This is a genomic window from Rhizobium sp. SG741, assembly GCF_012275435.1.
GTDB lineage: Bacteria > Pseudomonadota > Alphaproteobacteria > Rhizobiales > Rhizobiaceae > Rhizobium > Rhizobium lusitanum.
The window spans coordinates 1-18,658 of the sequence record NZ_JAAZQP010000016.1 but is presented as its reverse complement, the minus strand read 5'-3'; the positions used below and the strand labels follow the sequence as shown (position 1 = coordinate 18,658).

General features: G+C 62.1%; 15 protein-coding genes. 7 read left to right on the top strand and 8 right to left on the bottom strand.

The features are described from left to right. Window positions 1–5: 5 nt before the first annotated feature. The 3 genes from hisH to hisB are packed head-to-tail and all read right to left on the bottom strand — an operon-like array spanning window position 6 to window position 1,789. On the bottom strand, window positions 6–656 hold the full coding sequence (hisH, locus tag FHT29_RS29650; RefSeq protein WP_047559300.1) for an imidazole glycerol phosphate synthase subunit HisH: 651 nt from the start codon (window positions 654–656) through the stop codon (window positions 6–8). A 2-nt stretch (window positions 657–658) separates the two neighbouring features. Further along, window positions 659–1,156, bottom strand: a complete 498-nt coding sequence (locus tag FHT29_RS29645) for a DUF2628 domain-containing protein (RefSeq protein ID WP_047559291.1) — start codon at window positions 1,154–1,156, stop codon at window positions 659–661. A 24-nt stretch (window positions 1,157–1,180) separates the two neighbouring features. Next, complete coding sequence (gene hisB / locus FHT29_RS29640; protein ID WP_047559495.1) at window positions 1,181–1,789, bottom strand: imidazoleglycerol-phosphate dehydratase HisB; 609 nt, start codon at window positions 1,787–1,789, stop codon at window positions 1,181–1,183. 212 nt (window positions 1,790–2,001) lie between these two features. On the opposite strand from hisB, the gene hslV reads away from it, so the two are divergent. From hslV to FHT29_RS29610, 6 genes are all read left to right on the top strand, one after another. Next, window positions 2,002–2,529, top strand: coding sequence for an ATP-dependent protease subunit HslV (hslV, locus tag FHT29_RS29635; protein ID WP_034481393.1), 528 nt, complete (start codon window positions 2,002–2,004; stop codon window positions 2,527–2,529). A 44-nt stretch (window positions 2,530–2,573) separates the two neighbouring features. Next, window positions 2,574–3,884 carry an ATP-dependent protease ATPase subunit HslU gene (gene hslU, locus FHT29_RS29630; protein ID WP_037195508.1) on the top strand — a complete coding sequence of 437 codons (1,311 nt, stop codon included), beginning with the start codon at window positions 2,574–2,576 and terminating at the stop codon, window positions 3,882–3,884. A gap of 162 nt (window positions 3,885–4,046) precedes the next feature. After that, complete coding sequence (locus tag FHT29_RS29625; protein ID WP_037195507.1) at window positions 4,047–5,000, top strand: DUF1402 family protein; 954 nt, start codon at window positions 4,047–4,049, stop codon at window positions 4,998–5,000. A gap of 93 nt (window positions 5,001–5,093) precedes the next feature. After that, complete coding sequence (locus tag FHT29_RS29620; protein ID WP_047559281.1) at window positions 5,094–6,500, top strand: cytochrome P450; 1,407 nt, start codon at window positions 5,094–5,096, stop codon at window positions 6,498–6,500. A gap of 384 nt (window positions 6,501–6,884) precedes the next feature. Next, entirely contained in the window at window positions 6,885–8,888 is a 2,004-nt protein-coding gene (locus FHT29_RS29615; RefSeq protein ID WP_047559280.1) for a hydantoinase/oxoprolinase family protein, read from the top strand. Between the two features lie 119 nt (window positions 8,889–9,007). Continuing rightward, window positions 9,008–11,176, top strand: coding sequence for a malate synthase G (locus FHT29_RS29610; RefSeq protein ID WP_047559278.1), 2,169 nt, complete (start codon window positions 9,008–9,010; stop codon window positions 11,174–11,176). 266 nt (window positions 11,177–11,442) lie between these two features. Here the strand turns inward: FHT29_RS29610 and FHT29_RS29605 are convergent, their stop codons facing one another. Continuing rightward, window positions 11,443–12,117 (bottom strand): L,D-transpeptidase, encoded by a 675-nt coding sequence (locus FHT29_RS29605; RefSeq protein WP_037195499.1) that lies wholly within the window; start codon window positions 12,115–12,117, stop codon window positions 11,443–11,445. Window positions 12,118–12,297: 180 nt separating this feature from the next. Between FHT29_RS29605 and FHT29_RS29600 the strand changes: the two genes are divergently transcribed. Further along, window positions 12,298–12,849 (top strand): MmcB family DNA repair protein, encoded by a 552-nt coding sequence (locus tag FHT29_RS29600; protein ID WP_047559276.1) that lies wholly within the window; start codon window positions 12,298–12,300, stop codon window positions 12,847–12,849. A gap of 33 nt (window positions 12,850–12,882) precedes the next feature. Here FHT29_RS29600 and FHT29_RS29595 read toward each other — a convergent pair whose 3' ends face one another. The 4 genes from FHT29_RS29595 to FHT29_RS29580 all read right to left on the bottom strand — a co-directional run bounded on the left by FHT29_RS29595 (window position 12,883) and on the right by FHT29_RS29580 (window position 18,309). Next, window positions 12,883–13,470, bottom strand: coding sequence for an ActR/PrrA/RegA family redox response regulator transcription factor (locus FHT29_RS29595; protein ID WP_037195497.1), 588 nt, complete (start codon window positions 13,468–13,470; stop codon window positions 12,883–12,885). A gap of 74 nt (window positions 13,471–13,544) precedes the next feature. Further along, window positions 13,545–14,882, bottom strand: coding sequence for an ActS/PrrB/RegB family redox-sensitive histidine kinase (locus FHT29_RS29590; RefSeq protein ID WP_168600812.1), 1,338 nt, complete (start codon window positions 14,880–14,882; stop codon window positions 13,545–13,547). Window positions 14,883–14,884: 2 nt separating this feature from the next. After that, window positions 14,885–17,362, bottom strand: coding sequence for an ATP-dependent helicase HrpB (gene hrpB / locus FHT29_RS29585; RefSeq protein WP_047559267.1), 2,478 nt, complete (start codon window positions 17,360–17,362; stop codon window positions 14,885–14,887). After that, window positions 17,359–18,309, bottom strand: a complete 951-nt coding sequence (locus FHT29_RS29580; RefSeq protein WP_047559264.1) for an ornithine cyclodeaminase family protein — start codon at window positions 18,307–18,309, stop codon at window positions 17,359–17,361. The genes hrpB and FHT29_RS29580 overlap by 4 nt, the downstream gene beginning before the upstream one ends. Between the last annotated feature and the right edge of the window lie 349 nt (window positions 18,310–18,658).

Here is an 18,658-nt window from a genome sequence, read left to right as displayed (position 1 = left end):
GAGCCTTACGGCTTCCAGCGCAGGAAATTGGCAATCAGGGCGAGGCCGAGTTTCTGGCTCTTTTCCGGATGGAACTGCGAGCCGGCCATATTGTCGCGTCCGACGAAGGCGGTCATTGGTCCGCCATAGTTCGTGGTGGCGATGACGTCTTCGCCATGGTCGGCGGCCAGATGATAGGAATGGACGAAATAGGCGTGCAGCCCGTCCGGCCCGGTCGGAATCCCGTCGAAGAGCGCATGCGGATGCCGGATATCCAGCGTGTTCCAGCCGATCTGCGGGATCTTCAGGCTGGGATCGTTCGGGGTCATCTCCTTGACGTCGCCCTTGATCCAGCCGAACCCTTGGGTAACGGTCTTTTCCAGCCCGCGCGACGACATAAGCTGCATGCCGACGCAGATTCCGAGGAAGGGGCGGGCCTTGTGTTCCACGACATCGATCACGGCTTCCGCCATGCCGGAAACGGCATCGAGCCCGCGACGGCAATCGGCATAGGCGCCGACGCCCGGAAGCACGATACGGTCCGCGGTAGCGACGCGCTCGGCATCATTTGTGAGGTCGATGTCCGCATCGATGCCGGCTTCGCGGGCAGCCCGCTCGAAAGCCTTGGTGGCCGAGCGCAGATTGCCGGAACCATAGTCGATAATTGCGACGCGCATCGTCAGCGTCCTCCGTCATAGCCGGGAAGACCGAAGCTCGGACCGGAACGGCTGGAATTGCTGTTGTTAGCCGAGATATCCCAATTTTTCGAATGGATATCCGGCTGCGGTTCGTCCTCGATGTGGGAAAAATGGATTTGCTCCGCCGTCGCCAGATCATGCGCTGAGACGAGATTTTCCATTTTCCACCCGCGGTCCATAAGCCGCTGGCCGAGCGCATACGGGCCCTCGAGGGCTGCCAGAACATGCACGCCGAGCAGAATGGCTGCGCCGGCGGCAAACAGGCCCGGCTGGCGCATCAATTCCAAGGCAAGGCCTTGCAACAGAAAAGCGGCGGCGGCATGCAGCCACAAACGATGGAAAAGCATCCACAGCACCGGAAACAGGAAGGCCTTCCAGGAAAAGCCGTCGCGGATGAATCGCGTACCGTCGCGATACCGGTCCGATACTTCGGATCGGTTCGCCGCTCCGGGTGGAGTCAAAATCAGATAGCTTGCCATTTCTTCACTTCCCCAGGTTGGGGTTCAGGCGAGCGTGCCCTTCGTCGAGGGCACCCGGCCTGCCTGCCGCGGATCGATCTCGGTTGCGGTACGCAATGCGCGCGCAACGGCCTTGAAGCATGTCTCGGCTATATGGTGATTGTTGGCGCCATAATGGTTGAGAACATGCAGTGTGATGCCGGCATTCTGCGCTAAAGCCTGGAAGAACTCACGCACCAGTTCGGTGTCGAACGTGCCGATCTTCGGGGCGCTGAAGCTGACGTTCCACACAAGGAAGGGCCGGCCCGAGAGATCGACGGCCGCCTTGGTCATCGTCTCGTCCATGGCAAGGTCGATCGAGGCATAGCGCGTGATGCCGCGCCGGTCGCCCAGCGCCTTGGCGATGGCCTGGCCGATGGCGATGCCGGTATCCTCGACCGCATGATGGTCGTCCACATGCAGGTCGCCCTTGGTGTCGATCTCCATGTCGATCAGCGAATGTCGCGAAAGCTGTTCCAGCATATGGTCGAAGAAGCCGACACCCGTCGAAATCGTCGACTTGCCGCTGCCGTCGATATTGACGGACACGGAGACGGAAGTCTCGTTGGTCTTGCGGGAAACGCTTGCCGTGCGGCTCGCTGGGGTCTCTGCCATGGGCTGCTCCATCGGAATACGCGGGTTCCTTATCAGGCGTATCGAGAAATATCCAGAAGTTACGCGCGGGCTTGCGTCTTTAGCCGGCTCGTCTGCATTGATCCGGCTTGGCTGCCATTTGCAATCGTCAAAAGCCCTCTTACATAGGTGCTGACGGGGCCGAAACGCGGCCCGGCAGAAAGCCCGCCGGAACGGGGGCAAACAGGTGTTAAATGACGACAATTGTGACTATTCGCAAGAACGGCAAGGTCGTGATGGCCGGTGATGGCCAGGTCAGCCTTGGCCAAACCGTAATGAAGGGCAATGCCCGCAAGGTTCGCCGCATCGGCAAGGGCGATGTCATCGCCGGTTTCGCCGGCGCGACCGCCGATGCCTTCACCCTGCTCGAGCGCCTTGAAAAGAAGCTGGAACAATATCCGGGCCAGTTGATGCGCGCAGCCGTTGAGCTCGCCAAGGACTGGCGCACAGACAAATATCTGCGCAACCTCGAAGCCATGATGCTGGTTGCCGACAAGAGCGTGACGCTCGCCATCACCGGCAACGGCGATGTGCTCGAGCCGGAACACGGCGCCATGGCGATCGGCTCCGGCGGCAATTTCGCGCTTGCGGCCGCCCGTGCGCTGATGGATACCGACAAATCCGCTGAGGATGTCGCCCGCCGCGCCCTCGATATCGCCGCTGACATCTGCGTCTACACCAATCACAACGTGATTGTGGAAACGCTCGACGCCGAAGCCTAATTTCCTCTCTTGATAGTTTCTAGCCCTGACGGGAAACACACGAAATGACCACTTTTTCCCCCCGCGAGATCGTTTCCGAACTCGATCGTTATATCGTCGGCCAGCATGAGGCCAAGCGCGCCGTGGCGATCGCCCTGCGCAACCGATGGCGCCGCCAGCAGCTCGAGCCCGATCTGCGCGACGAAGTCATGCCCAAGAACATCCTGATGATCGGCCCGACCGGTGTCGGCAAGACGGAAATCTCGCGTCGCCTCGCAAAGCTGGCCGGCGCGCCCTTCATCAAGGTCGAAGCCACCAAGTTCACCGAGGTCGGCTATGTCGGCCGCGATGTCGAACAGATCATCCGCGATCTCGTCGAAGTCGGCATCGGCCTGGTGCGCGAAAAGAAGCGCGCCGAGGTTCAGGCCAAAGCGCACATGAGCGCCGAGGAACGCGTGCTTGACGCCCTGGTCGGCGCGACTTCATCGCCGGCGACGCGCGACAGCTTCCGCAAGAAGCTGCGCGACGGTCAGCTTGATGACAAGGAAATCGACATCGAAGTTGCCGACACCGGTTCCGGCATGCCCGGCGGCTTCGAAATCCCCGGCATGCCCGGCGCCAATATCGGCGTGCTCAACCTGTCGGAAATGTTCGGCAAGGCCATGGGCGGCCGCACCAAGAAGGTGCGCACCACGGTCAAGGATTCCTACAAGGAACTGGTGCGCGACGAATCCGACAAGCTGATCGACAACGAGGCGATCCAGCGCGAAGCCGTGCAATCCGCCGAGAATGACGGCATCGTCTTTCTGGACGAAATCGACAAGATCGCGGCCCGCGACGGCGGCATAGGCGCCGGCGTCTCCCGCGAAGGCGTGCAGCGCGACCTGCTGCCGCTGGTCGAAGGCACGACGGTTTCGACGAAGTATGGCCCGGTCAAGACGGACCATATCCTCTTCATCGCCTCCGGTGCGTTCCACGTGTCGAAGCCTTCGGATCTCCTGCCGGAACTGCAGGGCCGCCTGCCGATCCGCGTCGAGCTCCGGCCGCTGACCAAGGAAGACTTCCGCCGCATCCTGACCGAACCGGAAGCCAGCCTCATCCGCCAGTACAAGGCGCTGATGGAAACGGAAGACCTGAAGCTCGATTTCACCGACGACGCCATCGACGCACTTGCCGATGTTGCCGTGCATCTGAACTCCACAGTCGAGAATATCGGCGCACGCCGCCTGCAGACGGTCATGGAGCGCGTGCTTGATGAGATCTCCTACAACGCTTCGGACCGCGCCGGCGTATCGGTGACCATCGATGCCGCCTATGTTCGCGAGCATGTCGGCGATCTCGCCAACAACACCGATCTCTCCCGCTTCATTCTGTAGCAGGCTGGCAGAGGCGATTTAAAACAGTAAGCACTCGACAGCGGGCCGTTAACTTTTTAGTTAGGGGCCCGTTTCTTTGTGTCGGATGGCTTTATTCGGCCAAGTTTATCCGTCAGGCAGCCGCACGGAAACATCGGTTGAAACTTCGACAGGACAGCCATCTTGCGACGCATACTGATCATATTTCTTCTGGCGGTCGCCAGCTTCTCCTGGATGCCCGCATTTGCGGAAGCGGCAGTCGCGGTGCCGCCCGGTAACCGAAATGCCGAGCAGCCGCCGGTTCCCGGCGCCTCCGTGCGCCGCACCCGAGGCACGAATTCGACCTTCGACCGCAAGTACCAGAAAGTCCGCGAGCTGCTGGCGACCGACACCAAGCTGATGTCGAAGATCAAGTCGACGGCACGCGCCTATGGCATCGATCCGATCCATATCATCGGCGCGCTCGTCGGCGAGCACACCTACAACGTCGATGCGTATGACGGTCTGCAGTCCTATTACGTCAAGGCTGCCTCCTATGCCGGCCAGAGCTTCCGCTTCGCCTATGACGGCGAAAGTGTCGACGATTTCATCACCCGGCCGCAATTCGACGTCTGCAAGAGCAAGAGGGACTCCTACAGCCTCTGGACCTGCCGAGACGATGTCTGGGAAGACGATTTCCGCGGCAAGACGGTCGGCGGCAAATCCTATCCCGACAATCGCTTCAGTGCGGTTTTCTTCCAGCCCTTCTATGCCGGTCAGACCTTCGGCCTCGGCCAGGTCAATCCGCTGACGGCACTTGAGCTATCCGATCTGGTCAGCAGCACCTCGGGCATTCCGAAGCTGGATGAGAAGGATGCCGGCGGCGTCTATAAGGCCATCATGGATCCCGACCTGTCGCTGGCCTTCGTTGCCGCATCGATCCGCAAGTCCATCGACGACTATCGCTCGATCGCCGGCATGGACATATCAGGCAATCCGGGCATCACCGCGACGCTCTACAATCTCGGCAACACCCGCAAGCGCGCCGCAGCACTTGCTGCAAAGAACCGCGGCGCCGCGCAGCCGGTCTGGCCGGAGGAAAATTACTATGGCTGGCTTATCAATGATAAGCTGAGTGACCTGAAGTCGCTTCTCTAGATTTTGCTGGCGGCATTCACCATATCGGGTGTCTGATGCCGTTCAGGCCACATGGGCCAAGCAGGAGCCCGGCTTTCGAGGAGAATTGATCTCATGGACATGATCCCGGAAGCCTTTTCTCCGCCCGCGCCGGTCCCGCGCACCGTCCCGCCATCGCGATTGACGATCATCCGTACCATCCTGCGCAATCCGCTCGAATTGTGGGGCGAGCCCTCCTATACGCTGCCTTGGATCAAGACCAAATTCTTCAACGAGAGGACGCTGATCGTCAACGATCCCGGCCTGATCAAGCATATCCTGGTCGACAACGCCGCCAACTACCGCATGGCCGATATCCGCCAGCTCGTGCTCCGGCCGATCCTGCGCGATGGGCTGCTGACCGCGGAAGGGCCTGTCTGGAAGCGCTCGCGCAAGGCCGTGGCACCGGTGTTCACGCCACGCCACGCCCAGGGCTTTGCCGGCCAGATGCTGAGTCAGAGCCTGGAATATGTGTATAAATACGAAGGTGTCGGCGACAAGGGCGCGACTTTCGATATCGCCGCCGATATGACCGAGCTCACCTTCGCCATTCTGGCCGAGACGCTGTTTTCCGGTGAGATCGTCACCGAAAGCGAGCATTTTGCCGACGATGTCAACGAGCTGCTGCATCGCATGGGGCGCGTCGATCCCATGGATCTGTTGCGCGCGCCCGCCTGGGTGCCGCGCGTCACCCGCATCGGCGGCCAGAAGATGCTCGACAAGTTTCGCGGCATCGTCCGCAATACCATGAACCAGCGTCTCGACAAGATGCGCAGGGATCGCGCCAGCGCGCCGGATGATTTCCTGACGCTGCTTCTGGAAAAGGCCGGTCCTGACGGGCTCACGATGGAGGAGATCGAGGATAATATCCTCACCTTCATCGGCGCCGGTCATGAGACGACGGCCCGCGCGCTTGCCTGGACGCTCTACTGCGTTGCCAACAGCCAGCATATCCGCGAAGCCATGGAAGAGGAAATCGACCGGGTGCTGGCAACAGATGCCGAGCCCGTCGCCTGGCTCGACCTGATGCCGCATGTCCGTGCCGCCTTCGAAGAGGCGATGCGCCTCTATCCGCCGGCGCCTTCGATCAACCGTGCCGCTATCGCCGACGACGAATGGACGAGCACGAAGGGCGAGCGCGTGACGATCCCGAAGGGGATCACCGTGTTGATCATGCCCTGGACGCTACATCGCCACGAGCTCTATTGGGAAAAGCCGCGGGCCTTCATGCCCGAGCGTTTTCTTCCGGAGAACCGCGGCAAGATCAACCGTTTCCAGTATCTGCCTTTCGGCGCCGGTCCCCGCGTCTGCATCGGCGCCACCTTCGCCCTCCAGGAGGCGGTCATCGCTCTTGCGGTCATGATGCGCCGCTTCCGCTTCGACACGACTGAAGAGACCGATCCCTGGCCGGTGCAGAAGCTGACGACCCAGCCGCGCGGTGGTTTGCCGATGCGGGTTACGGTGAGGAACGGTTCGGCATAGCCGAAGCAATCGATCCGGTGAATCGATTGCAGTGACGAACGCCCGGAGCGGAAGCGAAGGGCCAGCGGCTGAGAATGCGGGGCCTATCTCGCCCCTGGCGGCGAGAAAGCAATTTCACTGGTTTAGGAATTGCGAAACAGGAGTTCTATACGTTCAAAATCTCGGTGCAATTTCTAAGCCATTGAAATTGCAAGAGCGGGGGTCCGTATCTTGCCTATTGTCGAGATTCTCCGCGCCCCACCTGCCCCCTCTCTTGCAAAGACTAAGAATTAGACGGCGGACAAGCCCCTGCCTAATCCTAAGTTTTTGCTTTCTCGCCCGCCAAGGGCGAGATAGGTTTCGCGCTTGCCGCTTCGACCTCAATCCCCAAGGATGAATTGATCAGTGACGTCTCATTTGCTGCTCGGCATCGACACGGGTGGAACCTATACCGATGCGGTTCTCTTCCATGAAACCGATGGTGTGATCGCCAAGGCGAAATCGCTGACCACGCGGCACGATCTGGCCGTCGGCATCGCCGGCGCCGTTGATGCCGTCATTGCCGATGCCGGCGTTCCGGTTACGGCGATCGGCCTTGTTTCGCTGTCGACGACGCTCGCCACCAATGCGCTGGTGGAAGGGCAGGGCGGTCGCGCCGGGCTGGTCATGATCGGCTTCGGTCCCGATGATCTGAAGCGCGATGGCCTGGCGGAAGCGCTCGGGTCCGATCCCGTGCTGTTTCTGCCGGGCGGCCACAATGTTCACGGCAACGAAAATCCGCTCGATCTGACGGCATTGGAAGACGCACTGCCGGAACTGGCAAAGACGGTCTCCTCCTTCGCCATTGCCGGCTATTTCGCCGTGCGGAATCCGGCTCATGAAATCAGGGTGCGCGATCGTATCCGCGAATTGTCGCATCTGCCTGTTACCTGCAGCCACGAGCTATCCTCCAAGCTCGGAGGCCCGCGACGGGCTTTGACGACGCTGCTCAATGCCCGTTTGGTATCGATGATCGATCGTCTCGTCGGTGCCTGCGAAGGGTTTCTGGCAACGCGCGGCATCGCTGCGCCGATGATGGTGGTTCGTGGCGATGGAGCGTTGATTTCGGCTGCCGAGGCCAAGCTTCGGCCGATCGAGACCATTTTGTCCGGCCCGGCCGCGAGCCTGGTCGGCGCGCGCTATCTCACAGGCCTCGACAATGCTGTCGTTTCCGATATCGGCGGCACGACCACCGACGTTGCCATCATGGATGCCGGCCGGCCGAGGCTCGACGCCGATGGCGCTGTTGTCGGAGGCTATCGCACCATGGTCGAGGCCGTCGCGATGCGCACCTATGGCCTTGGCGGCGATTCGGAGGTGAAGATCAACGATCGCGGCCTCGTCGCTGGCTTCGAGCTCGGGCCGCGTCGCCTGCTGCCGCTCAGCCTTGCCGCCCATGCGCATGGCGAGGCCGTGCTTGACGTGCTGGAGCAGCAATTGCGTGCGCCGCATCTTGCCCGCAATGCCGGCCGCTTCGCCATGCGCACCGGCGTGCCGGATCATCTGGCGAGCGGCCTCACGCCGCTCGAACAGGCGCTATTCGACAGGATCGGCAATACTCCCCTGGCACTCGACAAGCTTCTGACCGTAACCTCGCAGAAGGCTACTCTGGACCGGCTGGTGGCGCGGGGGCTAGTGCATCTGAGTGGTCTCACGCCGTCGGATGCCATGCATGTGCTGGGTCGGCAGAACCAGTGGAATGCGGAAGCTGCGCAGCTTGGGTTGGCCTTGGCGATGCGGCTGAAGGATGGCTCCGGACGCGCCATCGCCTCTTCCATCGAGGAATTGGCACAGAAGATCGTCAATCGCCTTACCCGCCAATCGGCCGAGGTCATTCTTGCCGCCTGTCTTGCCGAGGACGGCGTTGCCGATCTGGATCCGGCCAGGTCGATCTCGATCGATCGCGCCCTTCGCCGCGCCTCGGGGATTGCTCGCTTCGCTGTTTCGCTTGACCGCCCCCTTATCGGGCTCGGCGCTTCGGCACCGGTCTACTATCCCGCTATCGCCGCGATGCTGGCGAGCGAAACCACCATTCCTGCTCACTCGGATGTGGCCAATGCGGTCGGCGCCGTTGTCGGCCAGGTGCGAGCCAGCGCCACCGTCTTCGTCACCATGCCGGAAGATGGTATCTACGTTTTGAACGGAGCCGGCGAAAGTCTGCGGTTCACCGATGAGGACAGGAGCTTTGCCGATGCGCGGGCGCGGGCCGTCGAGGCTGCGATGGCGCAGGCGCGGCTCAATGGCGCCGTGGATCTCGTGGTGGCAATGGATGAGCAGGTGGACGCACCGGAGGTCGAGGGGAGCCGCAAGCTGATCGAGGCACGTTTCATCGCAACCGCCAGCGGGCGTCCTCGCATTGCCATGGACTGATTGTTTCCGACGGCGCATAAATCTTTCTAACTATTGCCAAATTGACGGAAAGCGAAACCGTGAGCAAAGTGGCAGCATGTGAAAATTGAGCCGTGAAACGGCCTTGAGGAGTATTTGGCATGAGCCGTATTGAGAAGAACGGGCTGCAGATCGAACCGGTACTTTATGATTTCCTCGTCAAGGAGGCATTGCCGGGTTCTGGTATCGATGCCGACACCTTTTTTGCCGGCTTCTCCAAAATCGTCCACGATCTCGCGCCGAAGAACCGCGAGCTGCTCGCCAAGCGCGACCGGATGCAGGCGGCGCTCGACGATTGGTATCGCAAGAATGGCGCGCCGGTCGATATCGCCGTCTACGAGGCTTTCCTGCGCGAAATCGGCTATATCGTGCCGGAAGGCCCGGCCTTCACGGTCTCGACCGCCAATGTTGATCCGGAAATCTCTCATATTGCCGGCCCGCAGCTCGTCGTTCCCGTCATGAACGCCCGCTATGCGCTCAATGCCGCCAATGCCCGCTGGGGATCGCTCTACGACGCGCTTTACGGCACGGATGCCATCCCCGAGACCGATGGCGCCGAGAAGGGCCGGGGCTATAATCCCAAGCGCGGCGAAAAGGTCATCGCCTGGGTGCGCGATTTCCTCGATGCCGCCGTGCCGCTTACCGGCGTAAGCTGGAAGGATGTCAGCGGCTTTGCCGTGAACAATGGCGCTCTGGCGATCACGACCAAGAGCGGCGTCGCAGCGCTGGCGGATGCTAGCCATTTTGCCGGCTATCTCGGCGATGCGGCCACCCCGTCCCATATCCTGCTGAAGCAGAACGGCATTCATATCGAAGTTGTCATCGATACCGCCACCGAGATCGGCAAGACCGATCCGGCCAATATTTCCGACGTCCGCCTGGAATCGGCGATCACCACGATCATGGACTGCGAGGATTCCATCGCCGCCGTCGACGCCGAGGACAAGGCGGAAGTCTACCGCAACTGGCTCGGCCTGATGAAGGGCGATCTGACAGAGGAAGTCGCCAAGGGTGGCAAGACTTTCATACGCCGGCTCAATCCCGACGTAGCCTACACGGCGCCGGACGGCAGCACGTTCGATCTGCACTGCCGCTCGCTGATGCTGATACGTAACGTCGGCCACCTTATGACCAATCCGGCGATCCTCGATCGCGATGGCAACGAGGTCCCGGAAGGCATCATGGACGCTGTCATTACCGGTCTGATCGCGCTTTATGACATCGGTCCGAACGGTCGCCGCAAGAATTCGCGCAGCGGCTCCATGTATGTCGTCAAGCCGAAGATGCATGGACCGGAAGAAGTCGCCTTCGCCGTCGAGATCTTCTCGCGCGTCGAGGACGTGCTCGGCATGCCAAGCAACACCATGAAGATGGGCATCATGGACGAGGAGCGCCGCACCACGGTCAACCTCAAGGAAGCCATCCGCGCCGCCGGCGAGCGCGTCGTCTTCATCAACACCGGCTTTCTCGACCGCACCGGCGATGAAATCCATACCTCGATGGAAGCCGGACCGATGATCCGCAAGGGCGACATGAAGCAGGCCGCCTGGATCGCGGCCTATGAGAACTGGAATGTCGATATCGGCCTGGAATGCGGCCTTTCCGGCCACGCTCAGATCGGCAAGGGCATGTGGGCCATGCCGGACCTGATGGCGGCCATGCTGGAACAGAAGATCGCCCATCCGAAGGCCGGAGCGAACACCGCCTGGGTGCCGTCGCCGACGGCCGCCACACTGCATGCGACCCATTATCACCGCGTCAATGTCGCCGATGTCCAAAAGAGCCTGAAGAGCCGCGCCCGCGCCAAGCTTTCCGATATCCTCTCGGTGCCGGTCGCCTCGCGGCCGAACTGGACGCCGGAGGAAATCCAGCGCGAGATCGACAACAACAGTCAGGGTATCCTCGGCTATGTCGTCCGTTGGGTCGACCAGGGCGTCGGTTGCTCCAAGGTGCCCGATATCAACAATATCGGCCTGATGGAGGATCGCGCCACACTCCGCATCTCGGCGCAGCACATGGCCAACTGGCTGCACCACAAGGTCATCACCGAGGCCCAGATCGTCGAGACGATGAAGCGCATGGCTGCCGTCGTCGACCAGCAAAATGCCTCCGATCCGCTCTACGTCGCCATGTCCGGCAATTTTGACGGTTCGATCGCCTTCCAGGCGGCGCTCGATCTCGTGCTCAAGGGTCGCGAGCAGCCGAACGGCTATACGGAACCGGTGCTGCATCGCCGCCGTATCGAGCTGAAGGCAAGGCAGGCAGGGTGATACCGTCTCTTGCTCAGAGGCCACCTCGATCCTTCGAGGCCTCGTCGTCTGCGCTGATGCTTTGACGGCAAGGCACCTCGGGATGAGGTGGGGAGAGTCCTACGGCCAGCGGAAAAGATCAGTCCTCATCCTGAGGTGCGCACCCGAAGGCGGAGCCTCGAAGGACGAGGGCGGGTGGGACGGCATAGCATCACCCCGCTTTCTCGAACAAAAAGGCCGCCGGATGGATATCCGGCGGCCTTTTTCAATCTGAATAGCAGCAATGATTACTGGATGACGACGACCTTGGTGCTGCGGCCCGGCAGAACGCGGCTATAGAGATCGATGACGTCCTGATTGATCAGGCGGATGCAGCCCGAGGAAGCAGCGGTACCGATCGAAGCCCATTCCGGCGTGCCGTGCAGGCGGAACAGCGTGTCCTGGCCCTTGTCATTGTAGAGATACATGGCGCGCGCGCCGAGCGGGTTCGAGAGGCCGGGATTCATGCCGCCATCGACATACTTGGCGATTTCCGGACGGCGGACCGCCATTTCCTTCGGCGGATGCCAATTCGGCCATTCCTGCTTCCAGGCTACGTAGGCCGTGCCGGACCAGGAGAAGCCCTGCTTGCCGACGCCGATGCCATAGCGCATCGCTTCGCCGTTGCCGAGAATGTAGTAGAGATGACGCTCGCGCGTGTTGACGATGATGGTGCCTTCAGCCTCGTCGGACTTATAGGCAACGATCTGGCGGCGGAACTGCGGCTTCACCTTCTGGATCGGGATCGCCGGCAGTTCGAAGCCGTTGTCATTGGTGATGCCGTAGTCACCATCGAAAGTCTTGATGGTATCGGCTGCGGAGTTTGCGGTGGCGGACGGCGCGGCTGCGGCAGTGGTGGCATAGCCAGCCGACGCGAGCATTGCGACAAGGCCGAGTGCGGTCATAGCATTACGGATGCGCATGGAGGACTCTTGAAATTTCGTGGCAGGGGATGGATGACTATCAATCATCTTTGTCTACGGTTTATTTTCCATTAAACTAAGCTTTGCAAGCTGCTGTTGGGCTCAAAAATAGCTCCGGCGCGCAAATTAGAGGGACATGGTTTTTTTGCAACAATGCTTGCCCCGTCCCTGAGGCAATTCATGACGATTTTGAACGTTTACAATAACAATCCGTTAATAGATGGCAGGCAGTCGGAACGAGCTATGCTTGTACGCAAGGGCGTGCAATTATTACTGCACGAGATGCGTCATGCCGTCCTGCCGGAGTTGCCGCTAGCGAGCCGCCGCCGGGCCGACCTCGTCAGCCTTTCCGAAAAGGGCGAAATCTGGATCATCGAGATCAAGACCTCGATCGAGGATTTCCGCGTCGACCGCAAATGGCCCGATTACCGCCTGCATTGCGACCGGTTGTACTTTGCGACGCACAAGGACGTTCCGCTCGATATCTTCCCGGAAGATTGCGGGCTCTTCCTGTCGGACGGCTATGGCGCCCACATGATCCGCGAGGCGCCGGAGCATCGGCTGCCGCCGGCGACGCGCAAGTCGGTGACGTTGAATTTCTCCCGCACCGCCGCCCAGCGTCTGATGCTTGCTGAATGGGCAACGGGCAAGGATTTTACCTTCTCCCCTCGGGGAGAAGGTGACAGCCCTTCGATCAATCCAGGGGCGGATGATGGGGGCGAGGAGCTTTAGCGTCGAGCACGCGGAGCGTAAGCGAAGGGCCTTCTACTTGGGTGCGCGCTTGGCGAGGATGCGCTGCAGCGTGCGACGATGCATATTGAGGCGGCGGGCCGTCTCGGAAACATTGCGCTCGCACATTTCGTAGACGCGCTGAATATGTTCCCAGCGCACCCGGTCCGCCGACATCGGATTTTCCGGCACTTCCGCCTTCTCGCCCGGGCGCTGCGTCAGCGCCGCGTAGATATCGTCGGCATCGGCTGGCTTGGCGAGATAGTCGAGCGCACCGAGTTTCACGGCCGTGACCGCCGTCGCGATATTGCCGTATCCGGTCAGCACCACGATATGCGTATCGTCGCGTCGCTGCCGGATCGCCTCGATGACATCCAGGCCGTTGCCGTCGCCGAGCCGGAGGTCGACGACTGCATATTGCGGCGGGTTGGCCTTGGTCTTGGCAACACCTTCCGCCACCGATTCCGCCGTCTCGACCACGAAGCCCCGGATTTCCATCGCGCGCGCCAGCCGGCGCAGGAAGGGGCCGTCGTCATCGACGATCAGCAGTGTCGCATCCGTGCCGATATGGGCTGCGGCATCCTTGTCCCCGGCACGCGAGGCGGCAAGCTCTTTATCCGTCATTCTATCTTCTATCCCGGCGACCATCCGCCTGCATATTCCACCAATTTGACGACCGCTGTTTTAAGCCGTGAAAATCATTTTGTCGAATTACTGTCGATCAACATGCGCGGCCATTCGACGCGCACGCGCGCGCCCGGCGTTTCCGGATCGCGATTACCGAAGGCGAGCGCCGCGCCGGAGCGCTCCAGCAGCGTCTTGGCGATGAAGAGGCCGAGCCCGAGGCCGCCAGCCGTGTCGTCGCGCTGCCGCGTCGTCACGTAAGGTTCCCCGATCCGCGTCAGGATCTCCGGCGAATAGCCGTTGCCGTCATCCTCGATGACGATCGTGAGCGTATCGGCGCTGTACTCCACCGTGACGGTCACCGTCTGGCGGGCATAGTCGACGGCGTTCTCGATGAGGTTGCCAAGACCGTACATGATGCCGGCATTGCGGTTCAGCACGGGCTCGCCGGCTCGCGGGCTCTTTTCGATCAGCTGCAGCGTGATCCCGAACTCGCGATGCGGGGCGATGATCTCTTCCATCATCGACGACAGGGTCAGCCGCCGCATATGCGCCTCGTCCTCCGAGGAGAGCGTGGTCAGCCGCCGCAGGATATCGCGGCAGCGTTCGCTCTGGCTGCGCAGCAGCGCCACATCCTCGCGGAAACGGTCGTCCTCTTTGAGCTCTCGTTCCATCTCCTTGGCGACGACACTGATGGTCGCAAGCGGCGTGCCAAGCTCATGCGCCGCCGCCGCCGCCAGCCCATCGAGCTGCGACAGGTGCTTTTCCCGCTGCAACACCAGCTCCGTCGCCGACAGCGCGTCGGCAAGCTGCGATGCTTCCATGGAGACGCGATAGGCATAGAAGGCCGCAAAAGCCATGGTGGAGGCAATGGAGCACCAGACTCCCAGCTGCATCACGTTGTGCACGCTCGTGGCAACCCCATCATACCAGGGCAGCGGGAAGGGCGAGAAGGCAAGGCCGGTGATGCAGATCATCGCCAGCACGATCAGCGTCATGCTGTAGCGGATCGGCTGCGAGGCGAAGGCAATGATGACAGGCACGCAGACCAGCACGGAGAAAGGATTGGTCAGCCCGCCGGTGATCAGCAGCAACCCGCAGAGCTGCAGAAGATCGAGGCCGAGCAGCGCAAACGCCGCCGGCGGCTCCAACCGGTGCGTCGGTGGAAAACGCAGGGTCAGGAAGAAGTTGATCCAGGCAAGGCAAGCGATCAGCACGTAGCATGGCAAGAGTGGCATCGGAAATTTCAGCCAGAAGGCGACGATCGTCACCGTCGCCGTCTGGCCGCCGACGGCAAGCCAGCGCAGGCGAACCAGCGTCTGCAACCTCAGTCGCCGGCTGCTATGGTGGTCATCCTGCGCCTTTATCTCTGTATCGGAAAGTTTTTCCAGTCCGCGGAAGAAGCGTGCCATCGTCAGGTTCCCCTTGGCTTGACGCGCGTCGTCGGCAAGGCATCCGCCGGATCTTCCGGCCAGGGGTGCCTCGGGTAGCGGCCGCGCATGTCGGCGCGCACATCCCGCCAGGATCCGGCCCAGAACCCGGGCAGATCGCGCGTCGTTTGGATCGGGCGATGGGCTGGCGACGTCAGCTCCAACACCAGCGGCAACCGGCCGCCGCCGATGGCAGGATGTTGTTTCAGCCCGAACAGCTCCTGGACGCGGATGGTCAACAGCGGCTCCTCGCCATCATATTGAATGGGATGGCGCTGGCCGGTCGGCGCCTCGAAATGCGTGGGTGCCATCCGGCCGAGATCGCGTTGCAGCTCATGCGGCACCAGCGACATCAGCCCGTTGGAAAGCCCGCCGGCGGAAATGTCGGAAAGTCCGCGAGCCTCAGCCTGGAAGGGTGTGAACCACTCGTCCAGCCGCGCGAGCAAGGCGTCGTCGCCCATATCAGGCCAGGGCTCGCCGATCGTGCGATGCAGAAAGCCTATCCGCGCGCGCAACTGCGCCGTTTCCTTGGGAAATGGCAGCACGCCGATGCCAAGTTCGCGAATACCCTCGGCCAGCGCCTTTGCCGCCTGCTCGCCGGATGGGCGCGGCAGGGGCGTTTCCTCAAAGATGATCGCGCCGAGCCGCGTGGCGCGCCGCGCCCGCACCTGCCGGCTGGCTTTGTCGAAGAAGCTCTGATCCTCGGTGCGGATCTCGCCCGGCAGATGCTCCTCGACATCGGTGCGGGAAATCTCGGCTGCCGCAAGAATACGCGCTTGTGCCGCGCGGCCGGTCAGATCGGCGATGACAAGCATCTGGGAACCGGCAAGGCGCTCGGTTTCCGGCAGTTCGGCGCCGCGCCCGTTCGCCATCACGAAGCGCCCACGCCCGCCGCGCTGCAGCGAGATGCGATCGGGAAAGGCATGCAGCAGCAGCGAGCCGGCCAAAGACGGTGGCGTTGAGCCGGCAGTCCCTTTGCCGCTGGCCGCCGAGGCAAGCCTTCCGGCCAGCCGGCGCGCTGCCTCGGCGCGTTCGCCCTTTTCCGTCTTGAAGCGCCGCAGCCGTTCTTCCAGGTCGATGCTCTGTCCACCAAGTCCCTGTTCGGTCAGCAGCACGGCAAGCAATGCGGCCTCGCGCGCCTGGCCGAAATCGGCGGCTGAGATCACCATCGCCGCCAGCCGAGGCGGCAGTGCCAGCTCGCGCATCAGCCGGCCCCGCGCCGTCAGCCCGTTTTCCGCGTCGAGCGCACCCAGTTGCCGCAACAGCGCCCGCGCCTCGGCAAGCGTCGTGGCCGGCGGCTGGTCGGCAAAGGCGAGCGCGGCCGGATCCTGCACGCCCCAATGTGCGAGGTCGAGCGCAAGGCCGGACAGATCGCTGGAGAGGATCTGCGGCGGCGTGAAGGCGGGCAGCGCCGCCGTCTGGCCGGGGTGCCACAGCCGGATGGCAATACCGGGTTCGGTTCGCCCGGCGCGGCCGGCCCGCTGATCGGCCGAGGCGCGCGATACCCGCACCGTTTCCAGCCGCGTGATGCCGGTCGAGGCTTCGAAGACGGGCAGCCGCTGCAGGCCGCTATCGATGACGATGCGCACGCCGTCGATGGTAATCGACGTCTCGGCGATCGAGGTCGCCAGCACGATCTTGCGGGTACCTTGCGGCGCCGGCCGGATCGCCGCGTCCTGCTCCTTCTGGCTGAGATTGCCGTAAAGTGGCGCGATCATCGTGGCAGTGCCGAACCGGCCCTCCAGCCTTTCCGCCGTGCGGGTAATTTCCGCCTGTCCCGGCAGGAAGGCGAGGATAGAGCCTTGTTCCGACGCATGCGCGTCGAGGATCGCTCGCGTCACCGTATCCTCGATCCGCTCACCCGGCGGCCGGTCCTGATGACGGATGTCGATCGGAAAGCTGCGGCCCATGCTCTCGATGACGGGCGGATGGTCGAGCAGGGTCGCGACACGCTCCACGTCGAGCGTTGCCGACATGACAAGGATGCGCAGATCTTCACGCAGCGCCGATTGCACGTCGAGAGCCAGTGCCAGGCCGAAATCCGCATCCAGCGAGCGTTCGTGGAATTCGTCGAAGATAACAGTGGAAACGCCCGATAGTTCGGGATCGTCGAGGATCATCCGCGCGAACACGCCTTCTGTCACCACCTCGATACGGGTCTTGGCCGAGACGCGGTTATCGAGCCGCATGCGGTAGCCGACGGTGTCGCCGACCTGTTCGTTGAGAAGCGATGCCATGCGGGCCGCCGCTGCCCTTGCCGCCAGCCGCCGCGGCTCCAGAACAATGATCTTGCCGTCATCGCGCCATGCCTGCCCCAACAGGAAGAGCGGCACCAGCGTCGTCTTGCCGGCGCCGGGCGGTGCCGAGAGGACGGCGCGCCGATGCTCTGCAAGGGCAACGCCGATATCGGCGAGCACATGCGAGACCGGCAGGTCGGGCAATGAGGGCGTTGTATGCGTCACGCCTGCCTGCTCCGCACATATTCATAGGCAAGGATCGCGCCGGCGAGATCCTCGAGCGCCGCGCCCACCGATTTGAACAGGGTTATGTCCGCGTCATCGGTCCGTCCGGGATGCGCCCCGTTCACCAGCTCACGGAGCTCGGCCCGGATGTCGTCGGCTGCCAATACGCCATTCTTCAGGGGCTGGGTGATGTCGCCGGCCTCTTTCATCGCGCCGGCACGCGTGTCGACAAACACCTGCGCCCGCCGTATCGCCGTATCGTCGGCCTCGCGCATATCCGGCTTGAAACCGCCGATGAGATCGAGATGCGCGCCCGGCTTCAGCCATTCCCCCTGGATCAGCGGTGCACCCGATAGTGTCGCGCAGGAAATGATGTCGGCACTGCGAGCCGCGGCCTGCAGATCCGCGACGGGCTCCGCGGCCAGGCCGAGCGCCTGCGCCTCCCTGGCGATGCCTGCTGCTTTCTCGCGGTCCCGCCCCCATATGCCGATCCGCTTCAAGGGCCGGCCCGTGGCATGTGCCTGGATCAGATTGAGCGACAGTCGTCCGGTGCCGCACACAAGCAACTCCTCGGCATCCTCGCGCGCAAGATATCGGGCAGCAAGCGCCGAGGCCGCCGCCGTGCGCCGCGCCGTCAGCTCGCCGCCATCGATTACCGCCAGCATCTCCCCCGTCTGGCCCGAAGAAAGAAGATAGGTTCCGAAGATGGCCGGCAGGGCACGCGCCGCATTTCCCGGGAACACCGAAACCATCTTCACGCCCATATAGCGTCCCGGCAGCCAGGCGGGCATCAGGAGCAGCGTCGCGTCACTTTCGCCGGGAACCTCCATATCGTGATGATGTCGGACCGGCATGACGCAACCATCGGCAAACATCGCCGCTATCGCATCGATCAGCGCCGGCCATGCAAGTGCTGCGCGCGTCTGTTCTTCGTCGAGGACCAGCATTCTCCACTCCTTCAATAGCTCGGTTTCTATTAGGTCCTGGGCGCGAAACTGGCAATGCAGGCCCTTCGGCGACCCCATGGGAGCTTGAGTCTGCCTCTTTGAAAGCCGTTTCCTGGGTGTTTCCGTCCAAGGAAGTAAAATGAATCCGGAAATGGTGCTCGATCGGGTCAAATTTCCCAGCTTTCGCCTCATCTTTTAAAAATGATGTTTAAAATCAATCACTTACAAAAATGTCAGAATTTTTACAGTTGGTGTGTTGACTTGGTTCGTTGGGTGGGATTATAAGCCCACTCACTGAACGAGGGCGGCGGCGCTGCTGGCGACGACGACTTTCGCTCTAGTGTTTCCT